Annotated in this window: 17 protein-coding genes; 15 read left to right on the top strand and 2 right to left on the bottom strand. The window is 66.3% G+C overall.

Annotated features, from left to right (window positions below):
- Together ABTU92_RS20855 and ABTU92_RS20850 are read left to right on the top strand one after the other, a co-directional pair.
- Positions 1-371: hypothetical protein (locus tag ABTU92_RS20855; RefSeq protein WP_408093550.1), on the top strand; the 371-nt coding region annotated here is incomplete at its 5' end.
- 8 nt (positions 372-379) lie between these two features.
- Entirely contained in the window at positions 380-868 is a 489-nt protein-coding gene (locus ABTU92_RS20850; RefSeq protein WP_408093549.1) for a hypothetical protein, read from the top strand.
- A gap of 552 nt (positions 869-1,420) precedes the next feature.
- On the opposite strand, the gene ABTU92_RS20845 is transcribed toward ABTU92_RS20850, so the two are convergent.
- Both ABTU92_RS20845 and ABTU92_RS20840 read right to left on the bottom strand, forming a co-directional pair.
- Positions 1,421-4,072, bottom strand: a complete 2,652-nt coding sequence (locus ABTU92_RS20845) for an ATP-binding protein (RefSeq protein WP_408093548.1) — start codon at positions 4,070-4,072, stop codon at positions 1,421-1,423.
- 337 nt (positions 4,073-4,409) lie between these two features.
- Positions 4,410-5,513: an ISAs1 family transposase gene (locus ABTU92_RS20840; protein ID WP_408093547.1), complete on the bottom strand. Its 1,104-nt coding sequence runs from the start codon at positions 5,511-5,513 to the stop codon at positions 4,410-4,412.
- Positions 5,514-5,610: 97 nt separating this feature from the next.
- On the opposite strand from ABTU92_RS20840, the gene ABTU92_RS20835 reads away from it, so the two are divergent.
- From ABTU92_RS20835 to trbL, 13 genes are all read left to right on the top strand, one after another.
- A complete protein-coding gene (locus ABTU92_RS20835) occupies positions 5,611-5,748 on the top strand; it encodes a periplasmic nitrate reductase, NapE protein (RefSeq protein ID WP_408093546.1) in 138 nt (45 codons plus the stop codon).
- A complete protein-coding gene (locus ABTU92_RS20830; protein ID WP_408093545.1) occupies positions 5,748-6,071 on the top strand; it encodes a chaperone NapD in 324 nt (107 codons plus the stop codon). Before ABTU92_RS20835 ends, ABTU92_RS20830 begins: the two co-directional genes overlap by 1 nt.
- 4 nt (positions 6,072-6,075) lie before the next feature.
- Positions 6,076-8,619, top strand: a complete 2,544-nt coding sequence (gene napA / locus ABTU92_RS20825) for a periplasmic nitrate reductase subunit alpha (RefSeq protein ID WP_408093544.1) — start codon at positions 6,076-6,078, stop codon at positions 8,617-8,619.
- Positions 8,616-9,104 (top strand): nitrate reductase cytochrome c-type subunit, encoded by a 489-nt coding sequence (locus ABTU92_RS20820; RefSeq protein WP_408093543.1) that lies wholly within the window; start codon positions 8,616-8,618, stop codon positions 9,102-9,104. The genes napA and ABTU92_RS20820 overlap by 4 nt, the downstream gene beginning before the upstream one ends.
- Entirely contained in the window at positions 9,104-9,718 is a 615-nt protein-coding gene (locus ABTU92_RS20815) for a NapC/NirT family cytochrome c (protein ID WP_408093542.1), read from the top strand. The genes ABTU92_RS20820 and ABTU92_RS20815 overlap by 1 nt, the downstream gene beginning before the upstream one ends.
- Positions 9,715-10,251 carry a hypothetical protein gene (locus ABTU92_RS20810; RefSeq protein WP_408093541.1) on the top strand — a complete coding sequence of 179 codons (537 nt, stop codon included), beginning with the start codon at positions 9,715-9,717 and terminating at the stop codon, positions 10,249-10,251. Before ABTU92_RS20815 ends, ABTU92_RS20810 begins: the two co-directional genes overlap by 4 nt.
- Positions 10,252-10,658: 407 nt before the next feature.
- Complete coding sequence (gene trbB, locus ABTU92_RS20805; RefSeq protein ID WP_408093540.1) at positions 10,659-11,594, top strand: P-type conjugative transfer ATPase TrbB; 936 nt, start codon at positions 10,659-10,661, stop codon at positions 11,592-11,594.
- The gene (locus tag ABTU92_RS20800; RefSeq protein WP_408093539.1) at positions 11,591-11,926 is read left to right on the top strand and encodes a TrbC/VirB2 family protein; all 336 of its coding nucleotides are present in this window, start codon (positions 11,591-11,593) and stop codon (positions 11,924-11,926) included. Before trbB ends, ABTU92_RS20800 begins: the two co-directional genes overlap by 4 nt.
- Entirely contained in the window at positions 11,923-12,195 is a 273-nt protein-coding gene (locus tag ABTU92_RS20795; protein WP_408093538.1) for a VirB3 family type IV secretion system protein, read from the top strand. The genes ABTU92_RS20800 and ABTU92_RS20795 overlap by 4 nt, the downstream gene beginning before the upstream one ends.
- A gap of 8 nt (positions 12,196-12,203) precedes the next feature.
- Positions 12,204-14,669, top strand: a complete 2,466-nt coding sequence (gene trbE / locus ABTU92_RS20790; RefSeq protein ID WP_408093537.1) for a conjugal transfer protein TrbE — start codon at positions 12,204-12,206, stop codon at positions 14,667-14,669.
- Complete coding sequence (trbJ, locus tag ABTU92_RS20785) at positions 14,666-15,427, top strand: P-type conjugative transfer protein TrbJ (protein WP_408093536.1); 762 nt, start codon at positions 14,666-14,668, stop codon at positions 15,425-15,427. The genes trbE and trbJ overlap by 4 nt, the downstream gene beginning before the upstream one ends.
- Positions 15,428-15,438: 11 nt before the next feature.
- A complete protein-coding gene (gene trbK-alt / locus ABTU92_RS20780; protein ID WP_408093535.1) occupies positions 15,439-15,825 on the top strand; it encodes a putative entry exclusion protein TrbK-alt in 387 nt (128 codons plus the stop codon).
- A gap of 1 nt (position 15,826) precedes the next feature.
- Positions 15,827-17,001: P-type conjugative transfer protein TrbL (trbL, locus tag ABTU92_RS20775; RefSeq protein WP_408093534.1), on the top strand; the 1,175-nt coding region annotated here is incomplete at its 3' end.

The raw sequence follows: 17,001 nt of genomic DNA, 5'->3' as shown, positions 1-17,001 counted from the left end.
TCGGATCGGCTCTAAGGAACGCGGGCAAGGGTGTCGCTCCGCTACATTCGCTTAGGATTCGAACGGTGTCGAACGTAATACCTCTTGCGCTTGCCTGCTCTCGCTTCTCCGGAGAACGTCCACGTCGGCCGGTTGAGAAATATATTTCGGTAAATCAAGTAGCCGAGCTTCTGCTCGGCATCACGGATCACCTCGGTTTTCTTCTCGAGTTGTTCGGCCAAATGGAATACAACAAGGAGCCTTCTCTCGTGAGCTGCCAGTTGAGTCAGGTACGTACGCAGATCGACGAGACGAAACAGCTCTTGTCGCAGCTTTGCGCAACCCGCAATGCGGTGCCTGGAAGTCCTAAACCCGCCCCTGATCAGGAATAAAATCTCCGATGGAACCGTCAGGCGCTTTAAATTTGCTGGTTATTGATCGCGACACGCTGGAACGCGGGATTGTTGCAAGGCTCGGCGTTCGGTCCGGCTTCACTGCGACGAGGGCATCCTGCGAAGAAGCAATTATGGCCGTCTCCGGTCACGCGTATGCCGTCATTGTCATTGATCTTGCACCGGAGGGATTCTCCTGCCCCAACTTCGGGCCTATCGCGGTCGAAATTGGTCCTGATATTCCCGTGGTGGTATTGTCGCATTCCTCCGAAATGGTCCTCGCTGGCACGCAGGAGAGTTCTCGGATCACAGGTCTGAACGTAGTCTCTGTCCTGTCGAAACCTATCAGCTTGCCCGACCTCGAGCAGACCTTGACTGAGATTCGTTTGAGGCTCGGGGTGGGCCTGCCGGTCAGGTCGGTGCCCGCTCTCGTTCGTAGCTTTTCGGTAGAAGGTCGCGCAGTCAGAAAAGAAGCGTCCTGCCCTGACTTCCGATGAATCTCGTGTCTGCTGATCCATACCGAGAATCACCGGTGTGATTTCGGGAACGGGCTGGCTGCGGCGGCTTCTCGGCCGACGACAAGGCGGGGATCGAGGAGACACTTGCTTTGAGTGCCGCCGTGTCGCAGGTCGGCCCGGCATCGGCACCGGCTGACCCCCACCAGGTGTTTACGTGGCGGCGGCAAACTTGAGGGCCGGAGGCGAGTGCGCGAGGGGCGAGACTCCGCAGATTGTGCGGCGATCGTCAGACCTCCTCGCCTCCGCCGGAGCGTGTGTGTCGGTCTCAAAAGCCTCGGCGAAACTGCAAAGCCGCGGAAGTCACCGGCACAACCGCGCCGGAGATCGACGGGGTGAGCGTGCGGATCGGCGCCGCCGTGGATGCCGGGACGATGGCGGCGGTGAGCCACAAACACCCGACACGGACATGTGACCTTACGGACCACCTCGCACACGCGTCAGTGTACCACACGCCGGTGAGCCGTTCTAGACTGGCGATCGGGGATCCCAAGGCGTGACCGTCGAATGGGTGCCGTGAAGCGCCTTCGGAGTTCAGCACGACGTCGCCACCGAATCATGGGCGATCATCGCGGTCCGCTCGAAGATCTGCTTATGCCTTCTACACACTCGTATGCGGTTCGTCGTCTCGGTGTTTGCTTGTACCGATTCGGCGAAGGCTACATCGAGAGCAGCAAGGTGACTCTGCAGCGCCTCGTCCGTGAGCGGCTGGCGTGCGGCGGATTCGAGTGCTTGCGCTAGCGCGGAAAGTTTGCGAAAGCCGAGTGTTCCGGCGGCTCCCTTGAGAGTGTGAGCTTCTATTTCGATCGAATCTCCAGTAGGGGACGAAAGACAGCGCATTCGCGCGAGTCTCGATTCCGTTTCCTGGAAAAACATTCCCAGTGCTTCGTCGGCTCCGTCGCCGCCGATTTCCTCACAAAGATTGGCGAACGCCGAACTATCCCAGACGGGTTCTGCGTGGAGCTTCCCAGGCGATTGCAACGTCTGACCGCAGGCCGACTTCATGTTCTTTCCGGCGACCGCCCTCAGGAGCGCCTCGACCAACGCACGCTTTCGGAGCGGTTTCGCTACGAAGTCTGTCATTCCGGCCGCGCGGCATGCCGCCATGTCGTCAGCGAAGGCGTTTGCGGTCAACGCGATAATAGGAAGCTCTGCAAACCTTCCGCCTCGCTCTCGAATGATCCGAGTCGCCTGCAGCCCATCCATCTCCGGCATGCACACGTCCATCAAAACTACATCGTACGCCGATTGAGAGACTAAACGCACTGCCTCGCACCCGTCCGCTGCCATATCGACTTGAAGATCAAACTCCCCTAACATCTTTACCACCACCATTTGGTTTATGGTGTTGTCTTCGGCGAGGAGTACAGCCCAACGTCGACCGTGGCGAGCCAGAGCCTGATGTAAATTGGCAATGATGGCCGGGCTCGTATTTTGCTCGATCGGAACATCGTCGGCCAGCGGCAGGTCTAGCGTGAACCGAAATGTAGTTCCGCGTCCAAGTTCGGAGGCAACCGCGATCTTGCCTGCCATTTGTTCGACAATGCGCTTGCATATGGCGAGGCCGAGGCCCGTGCCACCGAAGCGACGGCTGATCGTATTGTCAGCCTGCGCAAAATCATCGAACAGCTTCGGTAGGCGATCGCGATCTATTCCTGTACCCGTATCTGTGACCGCCCATTCGACTGTCGCAATTTTTTCGCATCGTGCAACCAGGCGAACAGAGACGCCAATCGAACCGCGGCGCGTGAATTTGATGGCATTGGATAATAGGTTGAGAAGGACCTGCCGGATTCGACCGGCATCTCCAAGAAGGGCCGCAGGGACGTCCGTGAAGATCTCGAACTCGAGGTCGAGACCTTTCGCCGCGGCGCTAGATGCGATGACGCTTCGCACATGGTCGGCGAGGATATGGGGAGAGAAAGGCAGGCTTTCAAAGGTAAACTTGCCAGCTTCGAGCTTCGAGAAGTCGAGAATGTCGTTCAAGATTCTCAGGAGATTGTCGCCGGCATCCTGCATTGCGACCACCGCGGCACGTTGATCGGGATCGAGTTTGCTGTCCAGCAACGTGCTGGAAAGCCCGACGAGCGCGTTCATCGGGGTCCTGATCTCATGACTCATCGTTGCGAGGAATGCCGACTTGGCGTGGTTGGCCTCCGCGGCCGCTTTCTCCTTTTGGCGCAGCAGCTCGGCCTCGGCAGCCGCCTGGGCATGTCCAGCTTCCAAGGCGCGTTCTTTCGCTAGATACCAGAACGCGATCGCAGCCGCAGTGATGAGCACCAACGTTCCACAAACAAGTATAGAGACGAAGAGCAAGTTGGTTATCCCTTGCCAACTTGCAACAGCACTATCCTCTGTCTGAGTGACCATGATTGCCAGAGGAAAGTTTCGGAGTTCCCGGGTAATTTTGGCGCGCAACACACCATCATTGCCGAACTCCCGGGTAACCGTGTTCAGTCGAGTTCGTGAGAGCTCGAAAGGAAGGGTGGTTTTGGGACCGTCTTTCCTGGGCAACCGAACAAGCGGGGTACCATCCAGACGGAAGAGCCCTATGCCCGTGCCTTTGCCGGTCAATACGGACGCGTAAACCTCGTCGAAGTACGATACCGCCATGGCCCCGAGGACAAGACCGATAAACTGTCCTTGCGGCCCGTTGACCCGACGGACAACATAAATATTCCAAGTCCCGTCGCCGCGGTTCTGCACAGGCTTGCTGACGAACGGCTGTCCGGATCGATCTTCTTTAAGCGCTTTGAAGTAATCGCGATCGGAAACGTCGACGTCCGGAATCGGCCAGTAACGTGAGAAATTTATCAATCGGCCTTCGGCATTCACCATCGTGAGAGCGTCGACCTGGGGCATATGCCGCGATTTTTCCTGAAGGAGAAGATGGACATCTCGATTGCCCATTCGTTCTGCATAGGACGCTGCGTCGGCAACCCCCACCCGGGCGATCTGCTCGATCAGGCTGAGGAGGACGAAATCAACGGCTTGAATGGCGCGGTCGGCTTGCTCGGCCAGCAGGATGCTACGTCTCACCCCCGAACTTTCGGCAGATCTCAGGGCGCTTTCTCGGAGACTCGCGACGACGACCCAGTTTACTGCGGCGAAAAAAGCGACGATCACCATCGCGAAGGCCACAATCAGTAGAATGGGCTTTGGGTGACGGCGTGCGGTGGCGAGCAATGTATTCGTCCGTGATCGGGCAGATTGGCGGCTTGCAGGCGGCTAGTCACGCGTCATCAGCGAATGCAACAATGGGCCGGGAAGGTAAAAATTACGTTCCCATTGACTACCGCGCTCACGTACAAATGGCCACATCGAATTGGTTCGCGGAATCGGATACTGCGGCGCGCTTATGTAACCCGCACGATTTGGACGACGCAGCTCACCTACTCATCACATCCGGAGTTTTCAATTTTTCTGGGAACCAACGTTGGGCAAGGGCCGTTTTGCTGTCTATCAACCACTTGGCGGCGGGTGTTATGCGAGGAAACGTGGACTTGACCGCATTGCGGCAGGGCTATCGCGTTTGGGCGAGGAGCTTGAAGAGGAAGTCGTCGTTCCATCCGGCCTGCCTGAGCTTTCCGGCGAGTGAGCCCTTGGTCTGATCGGCGCGTGCGACGTTGAGGGCGAGACGTCGGAGCACGGCGAGGTTTTGCGGACCGTGGTCGCGACGGTTTCGCGCGGCGTCCTCGGCGACGACCACGTCGAGCTCCCAATGAAGCGCGTTCTCGATCGCCCAGTGCGCGCGCACGACGCGCAGCAGCTCCGCGGGTGAGACGGCACGGGACAATGCGAAAAGGCGGACCTCGCGCGCGGTCTTGCCGGGGAGGCGGCGGATGCGCTCGATGCGGCCGAAGGCCTTCAGCCCCGGAAACTGGTGGTAGTCGCCGAGATCGCCGGCGCCGACGACGGCGGCGCGCCGGATCTCGGTGCGGCCGTGGCCGCGCTCGGTGGTCTCGGCCGTGGGATGGGTCTTCTTGATCGTCAGAAAGCACGCGTCGGCATCACTGCGCAGCGACTCCTGGTTCCCCTTCAGGGCGAGACAGTAATCGCCGCCGCGGGCGACGACGCCGTCCGCCATGCCACGATGGCAGTGCAGCGCATCGGCCGTGACAATCTTGCCGGCGAGGTCCACCAGCCCGAGCAGCTCGAGGGCGGCGGCGACCTCGTCGCCGTCCTTCGCGGCCAGGCACGACAGCGTCATGCGCATCTCGGCCGCGAACGCGGACACCATCAACTTGGGAGCATGCGCCTTGCCGGCCTCGTAGGCGCGTCGCAGCGCCTTGCCGTCGATCGCGACGACCTCACATCCATCCGAACGCTTCGCCAGTGAGGCCCCGAACGCCGCCATGAAGGCGCGGAACGCCGCCTCGAACGCCTTCGGGTCCAGCATGCGGAACACGGTCGAGAACGTGTCGTGCGACGGGATGCCGTGGGCGAGGCCGAGCACCTTCTCGAAGAAGGTCGCCTTCGCCCGACCGAAGTCGGCCATCTCCACGCAGCTCTTCGCGCCGCACAGCACGGCCACGAAGGCGATGAAGAGGATCTCGACGAGGTCGTGCCGCGCGTTGCTGGCGCGCGGGTCCGGAACTTGCGCGAACGACGTGATGAACAGCTCCACGGCGACCTCCCTGACCGTTCGGGAGATCCTCCAAGAATCCATAACTCGCTGAATCGCAACTCAAATCCCGCGCTACTTCAAGCGATTCCCCTGCGCATTGCGGCGGAGCGAACGAATTCTGTTCATGGTACTCGCCGTGTTCATCTGGCCGTTCATCGCGGTCGGCGTCGTGGCCGGCTGGGGCTTTCTGGTCTGGATGTACTACGCGTTCACCGGGCCGCCCGGGCCCGTGTGATGAGCGGCGTCTCGCGTCGCGACCTCGTCACCGGCGCTGTCCTGAAGCCGGCGGCCGAGGAGCACATCTCCAGCCTCGTCGTCCATGTGCGGCCCGAGCAGCTGAGCGGCTTCCGCACGTCCCTCGCCGCCATGCCCGGCTTCGACATCCATGCCGAGGCCGGCGGCAAGGTCGTTCTCACCCTGGAAACCCGATCCGAGTCCGGCATCGTCGAGGGGCCCGCCGCGCTCTCCGCCCTTCCGGGGGTCCTCTCGGCCTCCCTCGTCTTTCATCACGTCGAGACAGACGACACCCGCCAGCTCACCGCCAGCCAGAAGGATTGACCGGATGGACGTCTCCCGTCGCGCCTTCCTGAAGCAGCAGGCCGCCGGGGCGGCGCTCGCCGCCGCCGGGATTCCGGCCGGGGCCGCGGCCCAGAACCTGCCGGCCGGCGAGGCGATCCGCATCAAGTGGTCGAAGGCGCCGTGCCGGTTCTGCGGCACCGGCTGCGGCGTGATGGTCGGCGTCAAGGACGGCAAGGTGGTCGCCACCCACGGCGACATGCAGGCCGAGGTGAACCGCGGCCTCAACTGCGTGAAGGGCTACTTCCTCTCCAAGATCATGTACGGCGCCGACCGGCTGACGACGCCGCTGCTGCGGATGCGCAACGGCCGCTTCGCCAAGGACGGCGAGTTCCAGCCGGTCTCCTGGGACCGCGCCTTCGACGAGATGGCGGCGCAGTGGAAGCGCGTCCTCAAGGAGAAGGGGCCGACCGCGATCGGCATGTTCGGCTCCGGCCAGTGGACCATGTGGGAGGGCTACGCGGCGACCAAGCTGATGCGGGCCGGCTTCCGCTCCAACAATCTCGATCCCAATGCCCGCCACTGCATGGCGTCCGCCGCCGTCGCCTTCGTGCGCACCTTCGGGGCGGACGAGCCGATGGGCTGCTACGACGACATCGAGCTCGCCGACGCCTTCGTGCTGTGGGGCTCCAACATGGCCGAGATGCATCCGATCATCTGGACCCGGGTGACGGACCGGCGGCTCTCGGCCCAGCACGTGCGCATCCACACGCTGTCGACCTACGAGCACCGCACCACCGATCTCTCCGACAGCGCGATCGTGTTCAAGCCCGGCACCGACCTGGCGATCCTGAACTACATCGCCAACCACCTGATCACGACCGGCGCCGTGAACCGCGACTTCGTCGACAAGCACGTCAACTTCCGGCTGGCCAACACGGACATCGGGTACGGACTGCGGCCCGACCACGTGCTGGAGCAGCGCGCCCAGCACGCCAACGACGCGCAGGTGTCGAACCCGTCCGACTTCGACGCCTATGCCCGGCAGGTGTCCGAGTACACGGCCGACAAGGTCTCGGCGTTGACGGGGGTGTCGCGTGACAAGCTCGAGGCGCTGGCGAAGCTCTACGCCGATCCCAAGATCAAGCTGGTCTCGTTCTGGACCATGGGGTTCAACCAGCACGTCCGCGGCGTGTGGTGCAATCACCTCGTCACCAACCTGCATCTGCTCACGGGCAAGATCTCGGAGCCCGGCTCCGGCCCGTTCTCGCTGACCGGCCAGCCCTCGGCCTGCGGCACGGCGCGCGAGGTCGGCACCTTCGCGCATCGCCTGCCGGCCGACATGCAGGTGACCAATCCGGAGCACCGCAAGACGGCCGAGCGGATCTGGAAGCTGCCGGACGGGACGATCCCGGACAAGCCCGGCTACCACGCGGTGCTGCAGGACCGCATGCTGCGCGACGGTAAGCTCAACGCCTACTGGATCCAGGTCAACAACAACCTGCAGACCGCGCCCAACACCAACAACGAGACGTTCCCGGGCTATCGCAACCCGGACAACTTCGTCGTCGTCTCGGACGCCTATCCGACCGTGACGGCGCTCGCCGCCGACCTGATCCTGCCGGCCGCCATGTGGGTCGAGAAGGAGGGCGCCTACGGCAATGCCGAGCGGCGCAACCACTTCTGGCACCAGCTCGTCGACGCGCCCGGCCAGTCGCGCTCCGACCTGTGGCAGCTGATGGAGTTCTCCAAGCGCTTCACCACCGACGAGGTATGGCCGGAGGAGTTGCTCGCCAAGGCCCCCGAGATGCGCGGCCGGAGCCTGTTCGACGTCCTCTACCGCAACGGCGGGGTCGACCGCTTCCCGGTCTCCGACGTCGAGGCCGGCTACCGCAATCACGAGAGCGAGGCGTTCGGCTTCTACGTGCAGAAGGGCATGTGGGAGGAGCTCGCCGCCTTTGGTCGCGGGCACGGTCACGATTACGCGCCGTTCGACACCTATCATCAGGTGCGCGGCCTGCGCTGGCCGGTGGTCGACGGCAAGGAGACGCGCTGGCGCTACTGCGAGGGCCAGGACCCTTATGTCGAGAAGGGCTCGGGCTGGCAGTTCTACGGCAACCCCGACAAGCGGGCCAACATCATCGGGGCGCCCTACGAGCCGCCGGCCGAGTCGCCCGACCAGGACTACGACCTGTGGCTCGTCACCGGCCGCGTGCTGGAGCACTGGCACTCGGGCTCGATGACGCTGCGCGTCCCCGAGCTCTACAAGGCGTTCCCGGGCGCCGTGCTGTTCATGCATCCGGACGACGCCAGCAAGCGCAACCTGCGCCGCGGCCAGGAGGTGCGCGTCGTCTCGCGACGCGGCGAGATCCGCACCAGAATCGAGACGCACGGCCGCAACCGCATGCCGGTCGGCGTCGTCTTCGTGCCGTTCTTCGATGCGAGCCAGCTCGTCAACAAGGTGACGCTGGACGCCACCGATCCGATCTCCAAGCAGACCGACTTCAAGAAATGTGCCGTCAAGGTGGTGGCCGCGACCGTCGCCGAGAACCTGCCGGCCGCCGTGCCCGGACAGGGGATCGTGCGATGAGGCGCGTCCTTCTGATCGCCGCCGCCGCGGCCTTCGGCATCGCCTTCACGGGCAGCCTGCTGGCCCAGCAGGGCGGCATCGGCGGGCCCGGGCGCGACGCGCCGCGGCTGCGGGGGCCGGAGCCGTTCACGCGCGAGACGCCGGCGCCGCCGATGCAGCGCGCCATCACGGACGACGTGCGGCGGCGGCGCAACTACCCGGACCAGCCGCCGCTGATCCCGCACGCCATCGAGGGCTACGCGCTCGATCTCAACGCCAACAAGTGCCTGTCGTGCCACTCGCGTCGCTTCACCGAGCAGAGCCAGGCGCCCATGGTGAGCGTGACGCACTACCAGGACCGCGACGGCAACTTCCTCGGCGGCATCGCGCCCCGCCGCTATGCCTGCCTTGGCTGCCACGTGCCGCAGACCACGGCGCAGCCGCTGGTCGACAACAGCTTCACGGATCTCGACGACATTTCCGAGCCCGAGCGGCGGAGCCGCTGATGACCGACATTCTCGCACGCGCCGGGGCGACGCGGGTCGGCTCCTGGGTGCGCCAGGCGTTCACGCCGGCCCGCACGCTGAGCCTCGCCTTCCTCACGCTCGGCGGCTTCCTGGCCGGGGTGGTGTTCTGGGGCGCCTTCAACACCACGCTCGAAGTGCTCAACACCGAGAAGTTCTGCACCAGCTGTCACGAGATGCAGAGCAACGTGTTCGAGGAGCTGAAAGGCACGATCCACTTCACCAACCACTCCGGCGTGCGGGCGACCTGTCCGGACTGCCACGTCCCGCACAACTGGACCGACAAGATCGCCCGCAAGATGCAGGCTTCCAAGGAGGTGTGGGGCCATCTGTTCGGCTCGATCGATACCCGCGAAAAATTCCTCGGCCTACGGCGCACGCTCGCCGAGCACGAGTGGGAACGCATGAAGGCGAACGATTCGCTCGAATGCCGCAACTGCCACAGCGCCGTCTCGATGGATCTCGCCAAGCAGAATCCGCGCGCCGCCGACGCGCACCAAGCCTTCCTGTTCACCGGCCAGAAAACCTGCATCGATTGTCACAAGGGCATCGCCCATCGCCTACCCAACATGCAGGGCGTCCCGGGATGGCAATGATCACGCGTCGCGTTTTTGTCAGCGTGGCCCTGGCGGACGTGACCCTCGGAGTGTTGGTGCCGCGCTTCGCTGCGGCGCAGGCGCCCGCGCCCGCCGGTCCGAATGCAGGTGCCGCGGCCCTGTTGCGGCTCGCTCTGAGCTCGGCCCGCATGCAGGCCCGGGTCTGCGAGATCGTCCGGGCCAAGGATGTGCGCCCGGAGGTCCGCGGCCTCGCGGAGACGATCGCAGCATTCCGTCGTGAGCAGGTGCCGCGGCTCGAGGCGGTCTCGGGCGAGCACGGGATCACGGTCTCGCCGGTGCTCGAGTTCGAGCACCAAATTGCAATCGACAACCTCGCCCCGCTCGACTTCCTTGCGCTCGGCCGACGCTTCGTCGAGCTGGAGCAGCAGGCGCTGGAGCAGGAGATCACCATTTGGCGCCGGGGGCAGGGCGCGGCGGAGCCGTGGCTCGCGGCACTCGCCGGCGAGAGTCTGCCGCGCATCGAGGCCTTGCTCGCGGACGCCCGCAAGGTCGCGGTCGGCGTCGTGCCGTGAGTCACCCAGCGGAGCGATCGCTCGAGCGGCTAAGCAGCTATAGACGCCCTGCTGATACATCCGCCGCTCCTCCTCCTATGGCCGCACCTAACGGGGTCGCCTCAGGGTGGTGGCAGACCCGGGCAGATCGACGCGAGTGAGAAAGCCGATTTGGCGGCCTCTGGATTGCTCAGATTTACAATCGTGGTGTAGTCGGAAAGAAATTTCGGAACTATCAGCCTGTCGGCTCGCCGATCACCTGTCATTCCACTCCACGGCACTACGACCGTGACTCGCTTGTTGCGCCTCGCGATGAGTGGCCTTTCTTAATCGACCCCGGTGCTCGCCCTTGTCGGCGAGTCTGACCGGGGGGCGGCGAGGTGGGGCGGCAGGAGAGCAGAACCGAAGCTTCAGCGCGGCAGGCGCGGATGCTCCGTACCGCGCTCGGATCGTCGATCGCCATGTGGCTCGCCGACGCGAACGTCGTCGAAGTCATGCTCAATCCCGATGGTCGGCTGTGGGTCGATCGGCTCGCCGAGGGTCTGACGGACACTGGCGAGCATCTGTCGGCTGCCGATGGCGAGCGGATCGTCCGTCTGGTCGCGCATCACGTCGGTTCCGAGGTGCATGCGTCGTCGCCGCGGGTCTCGGCCGAGCTGCCGGAGACCGGCGAGCGCTTCGAGGGCTTGATCCCGCCACTCGTCGCTGCCCCGGCGTTCGCGATCCGCAAGCCGGCCGTCGCGGTCTTCACGCTCGACGATTACGCCGCGGCCGGGATCATGACGGCCGAGCAGGCGGCAACGCTCCGAGAGGCCGTCGCGCGACGCCGCAACGTGCTGGTCGCCGGCGGCACCTCGACCGGCAAGACGACGCTCGTCAATGCGCTCTTGGCCGAGGTCGCGAGCACGACCGACCGGGTCGTGCTGATCGAGGACACGCGCGAGCTTCAGTGCAAGGCGCAGAATCTGGTCGCGCTGCGGACCAAGGACGGCGTCGCGTCGCTCGCCGATCTCGTGCGCTCGTCGCTGCGCCTTCGCCCCGACCGTATCCCGATCGGCGAGGTGCGAGGTGCCGAGGCGCTCGACCTCCTGAAGGCCTGGGGGACTGGGCATCCGGGCGGGATCGGCACCATCCATGCTGGCACGGCACTCGGGGCGCTGCGCCGTCTCGAGCAGCTCGTGCAGGAGGCGGTCGTCACCGTCCCACGCGCCCTCATCGCCGAGACCATCGACGTGATCGCCGTCCTGGCCGGCCGCGGCAGCGAACGCCGTCTCATCGAGCTCGCCGCGGTGTCCGGCGTCGGCCCGGCCGGCGACTACGTCCTCGCACCCGCCACCACGCTCACGACAGGAGAGCCCGCATGACCATCTCGACCACGACAAGTCCCATCCGCAGCTTCGTTCTCACGACGACCTCGGCCGCCGTGCTCGCGCTGATGGCGGCTCCGGCCCATGCGGCCGGCTCGAACATGCCGTGGGAGCAGCCGCTTCAGCAGGTCCTGCAGTCGATCGAAGGTCCGGTCGCCAAGATCATGGCCGTGATCATCATCATCATGACCGGTCTGACGCTCGCTTTCGGCGACACGTCGGGCGGCGTTCGCCGACTGGTGCAGATCGTGTTCGGCCTGTCGATCGCCTTCGCGGCGAGCTCGTTCTTCCTGTCCTTCTTCTCGTTCGGCGGCGGAGCGCTGCTGTGACGACCGGCACCGACCTGGTCCCCGCCTTCGAGGCACCGGTGCATCGCGCCCTGACCGAGCCGATCCTGCTCGCAGGAGCACCGCGTTCGATCGCCATCCTCAACGGAACGCTCGCGGCTGCGATCGGCCTCGGCCTGCGGCTGTGGATCCTCGGCCTGGTGCTCGGGCTCGTCGGGCACGGCGTGGCGGCGTGGGCGGCGAGGCGCGATCCCCTGTTCGTCGACGTCGTGCGCCGACACCTACGCTACCCCACCCACCTCGGTGCCTGAGCTGTTCGATGTTCAACCTCGCCGAATACCGCAACCAGCCGCGGCACCTCGCCGATTTCCTGCCCTGGGCGGCATTGGTCGCGCCCGGCGTCGTCCTGAACAAGGACGGCTCGCTCCAGCGCACCGCGCGGTTCCGCGGACCTGACCTCGAGTCGGCGACCCCGCCCGAGCTGGTCGGCGTCGCCGGCCGGCTCAACGATGCCCTGCGCCGGCTCGGCTCCGGCTGGGCCGTGTTCGTCGAGGCGAGCCGTATTCCGGCGCAGGACTATCCGGCCAGCATCTATCCGGACCCGGCCTCGGCGCTGGTCGATGCCGAGCGTCGGGCTCAGTTCGAGGAGGAGGGCAGTCACTTCGAGAGCGCCTACCACCTCACGCTCCTGTTCCTGCCGCCGGCCGAGGAGGCCGCGCGCGCCGAGGCTTGGCTGTACGAGGGCCGCACCCCTGACGGAAGCACCTCTGGGAACGAGGTGCTCACGACCTTCATCGACCGCACCGATCGGGTCCTCGCCCTGATCGACGGATTCGTGCCGGAGGCCGCCTGGCTGTCGGACGCCGAGACGCTGACTTGGCTGCATGCCTGCGTCTCGACGCGGCGGCACCGGGTGCGGGTTCCCGAGGTGCCGATGTATCTCGATGCGATCCTGGTCGACGAGCCGTTCACGGGTGGCCTCGCGCCGCGGCTCGGCAGCGCGCATCTACGGGTCCTCACGGTGGCCGGGTTTCCGTCCGCGACCTGGCCCGGGATCCTCGACGAGCTGAACCGGCTCGCCTTCCCGTACCGCTGGTCGACCCGGGCGATCTGCCTCGACAAGACCGATGCCGCCAAGGTGCTCGGCCGCATCCGCCGCCACTGGTTCGCCAAGCGCAAGTCCGTCGCCGCGATCCTGAAGGAGGCGATGACCAACGAGGCGTCGTCGCTCCTCGACAACGATGCCCACAACAAGGCGCTCGATGCCGACGCCGCTCTCCAGGAGCTCGGCGCCGACCTCGCCGGCGAAGCCTACGTTACCGCGACCGTCACGGTCTGGGACGATGACGCGAGCAGCGCCGACGAGAAGCTGCGGCTCGCCGCCAAGGTGATCGAAGGCCGTGGCTTCACCTGTATGCTGGAGGGCCTGAACGCCGTCGAGGCCTGGCTCGGCAGCCTCCCCGGGCACGTCTACGCCAATGTGCGCCAGCCGCCGATCTCGACCCTGAACCTCGCCCACATGATCCCGCTGTCGGCGGTCTGGGCCGGGCCCGAGCGGAACCAGCACCTCGACGCGCCGCCGCTCCTGTTCGCGCGGACCGAGGGTGCGACGCCGTTTCGGCTGTCGCTTCACGTCGGCGATGTCGGCCACACCCTGGTGATCGGCCCGACCGGCGCCGGCAAGAGCGTCCTGCTCGCCCTCATGGCGCTGCAGTTCCGCCGCTACCCGGGCGCCCAAGTGTTCGCCTTCGACTTCGGCGGCTCGATCCGCGCGGCCGCGCTCGCCATGGGGGGCGACTGGCACGATCTCGGCGGCGGGCTCTCCGAACATGCGACCGAGCCGGTCGCGCTGGCGCCCCTGTCCACGATCGACGATCCGGCCGAACGCGCCTGGGCGGCCGAATGGCTCGCCGCGATCCTCGACCGGGAGGGCGTGACGGTCACGCCCGACGCCAAGGAGCACGTCTGGTCGGCCCTCACGTCGCTCGCCTCCGCGCCCGTGAACGAGCGGACCCTCACCGGGCTCACGATGTTGCTGCAGTCCGCCGCGCTCAAGCAGGCGTTGAAGCCGTATTGTCTCGGCGGAGCGTGGGGGCGGCTCCTCGATGCCGAGGCAGAGCGGATCGGCGCGTCCGACGTCCAGGCCTACGAGACGGAGGGGCTGATCGAGACCGATGCCGCCCCGGCCGTTCTCACCTACCTGTTCCACCGGCTCGAGGCTCGCCTGGACGGCCGGCCGACCCTGCTGATCATCGACGAGGGCTGGCTCCTCCTCGAGGACCCGACCTTCGGGTCCCAGGTCCGGGAATGGCTCAAGACGCTGCGCAAGAAGAGCGCCAGCGTGGTGTTCGCGACCCAGTCGCTCGCCGACATCGAGACGAGCACGATCGCGCCGGCCATCGTCGAGAGCTGCCCGACGCGGCTGTTCCTGCCCAACGATCGCGCCGTCGAGCCGCAGATCGCCGCCATCTACCGGCGCTTCGGCCTCAACGAGCGCCAGATCGAGATCCTCGCCCGCGCGACACCGAAGCGCGACTACTACTGCCAGTCGCGCCGCGGCAACCGCCTGTTCGAGCTCGGCCTCGGCGAGGTCGCGCTCGCCTTCTGCGCGGCGTCTTCCAAGTCCGACCAGTCCGCCATCGCCGAGACCCTTCGTGAGCACGGCCGCGCCGGCTTCGCCGCCGCCTGGCTGCGGCGCAAGGGGCTCGCCTGGGCCGCCGACCTTCTGGCCGAGCAGGGGTTCCAGGACATCGCGACGCCATCCGCCACGGAGGTCAGCCCATGAGCCGGCAGTGTTCCCGCCGTTCGTTTTTCGGAAGCGCGATCCGTGTTGCGGCCGGGGTGGGCGCGCTCGCCGTCGTGTCGACGGCCGGTTCCGCCCAGATGCTCGTCTACGATCCTTCGAACTACGCCCAGAACGTGGTGCAGGCCGCCCGGGCGCTCGAGCAGATCAACAATCAGATCACCGGCCTGCAGAACCAGGCCCGGATGCTGCTCAATCAGGCCCGGCATCTGGCGAGCCTGCCGTACTCGTCGCAGCAGACGATCCAGCAGTCGTTCCAGAGGACACGGCAGCTCCTCGATCAGGTCCAGCGCATCTCCTTCGACCTCGACCAGATCGACCGCATCTTCACGCGGGTCTACCCGCCGACCTATTCCGGCACGACCTCGTCGCAGCAGCTCGCCTCCGACGCCAAGGAGCGCTGGCAAACCTCCCATGCCGCGTTCCAGGATTCGCTGCGCGTCCAGGCCGGCGCCGTGCAGTCGCTCGACACGACCCGCGGCGAGACCGACACGCTCGTCGCCGCGAGCCAGGCCGCCGTCGGCGCCCTGCAGGCGGCCCAGGCCGGCAACCAGCTCATCGCCTTGCTGATCCGCCAGCTCGCGGACCTGACCGCGGTCCTCGCAGCGCAGGCGCGGGCCGACAGCCTCTCGGGCGCCCGCAGCAGTGCCAGCCAGGAGCAGGCACGCGCCCAGCTCGACCGCTTCCTCACCACTGGCCAGGGCTACCAGGCCCAGCCCGTCCGCATGTTCAGCCCGTAGGGGAGGGTGGAATGACCGCCAAGACCCTGGTTCGTGTCGTCCTCGTCGCGCTCGCCGGCGCCTCTGTCGTGGCGGCCGTCGCGGTCACGGGCCGCATGGCCGAGGAGCCGGCCCACCCGACCGAGACGCCGGCCGGCCCGGCCGGCGATCCGCTGGCGCGCGAGCTCGCCCGCTGCAAGCGATTGCGTCTCGCGCAAGCCGACGATGCGGCCTGCCGGGCGGTCTGGGCCAAGAACCAGGACCGCTTCTTCGGATCGAGCCGGGACACGGACAAGCCGACGGGGTCCGTGCGAACGGAGACGAGCGTTCGATCTGCAGGCTCCCCGGGTGACGAGTCAGCGCCATCGCCCTCCGACGCCGGGCCGTCACGGCCCACGAGCCAGGGGGCCGCGGACTGACATGAACACCGGCATCATCGACCGCTTCACCGAGGTGTTCTCGCGCTACATCGATTCCGGCTTCGGCCTGCTCGGCGGTGAGGTCGCGTTCCTCGCCTCCACGTTGATCGTCATCGACATCACTCTGGCCGGCCTGTTCTGGGCGTCCGGCGATGGCGAGGACGTCATCACCCGCCTGGTCCAGAAGACCCTCTATGTCGGGTTCTTCGCCTTCCTCATCGGCAACTTCAACCGCCTCGCCGGGCTGGTGTTCGAGTCCTTCGCCGGCCTCGGCCTGAAGGCCTCCGGGTCGAGCCTCTCCGCCGACCAGTTCCTGCAGCCGGGCCGTATCGCGCAGGTCGGCATCGACGCCGGCAAGCCGATCCTCACCGCTGCGGGCCAGCTCGTCGGTTACGTGTCGTTCTTCGAGAACTTCATCCAGATCGCCGTGCTCCTGATCGCCTGGTTCGTCGTGCTCGTCGCCTTCTTCATCCTGGCGATCCAGCTGTTCGTGACCCTGATCGAGTTCAAGCTGACGACGCTTGCCGGCTTCGTGCTGGTCCCGTTCGGGCTGTTCGCCAAGACCGCGTTCCTGGCCGAGCGCGTGCTCGGCAACGTCGTCTCCTCCGGCATCAAGGTGCTGGTGCTGGCCGTCGTGGTCGGCATCGGCACGACGCTGTTCGGCGAGTTCACCCGCGGCTTCGGCGGCGGCCAGCCGACCTTCGAGGACGCGATGGCGCTCGCCCTCGGCGCATTGGCGCTGCTCGGCCTCGGCATCTTCGGTCCGGGCATCGCCAACGGTCTCGTCAGCGGCGGCCCGCAGCTCGGCGCCGGCGCCGCAGCCGGCACCGCGCTCGCGGCCGGCGGCATCGGCGCCGTCGGCGCAATCGGTGCGCGCTCCGGCATCGGCGCCCTCGCCGGCGCGGCGCGTGGCGGAGCCGGTGCGGCCGGAGGGGCCGTCTCGGCCTACCGGACGAGCGCCGCCGCCTCCGGTGCGACCGGCCTGAAGGCCGCGGTGGCCGGGGCAGGGGGCGTCGCCCGCGCCGGAGCCGCTGCTGTCGCCGATCGCTTCGGCGCGATGGCCCGGCCTTCCGGCGGGGCCGCGTCGGCAGGGGGCGGCTCGTCCGCCGGTCCCCCTGCATGGGCCCAGAACCTGCGCCGCCATCAGACCGCCGCCCATGGCGCCTCGGTCGCCGC

This window comes from Rhodoplanes sp. SY1 (genome assembly GCF_046000175.1).
GTDB lineage: Bacteria > Pseudomonadota > Alphaproteobacteria > Rhizobiales > Xanthobacteraceae > Rhodoplanes.
Note: the sequence above shows the minus strand (reverse complement) of the source record. Positions and strands in the feature narration are given on the sequence as shown.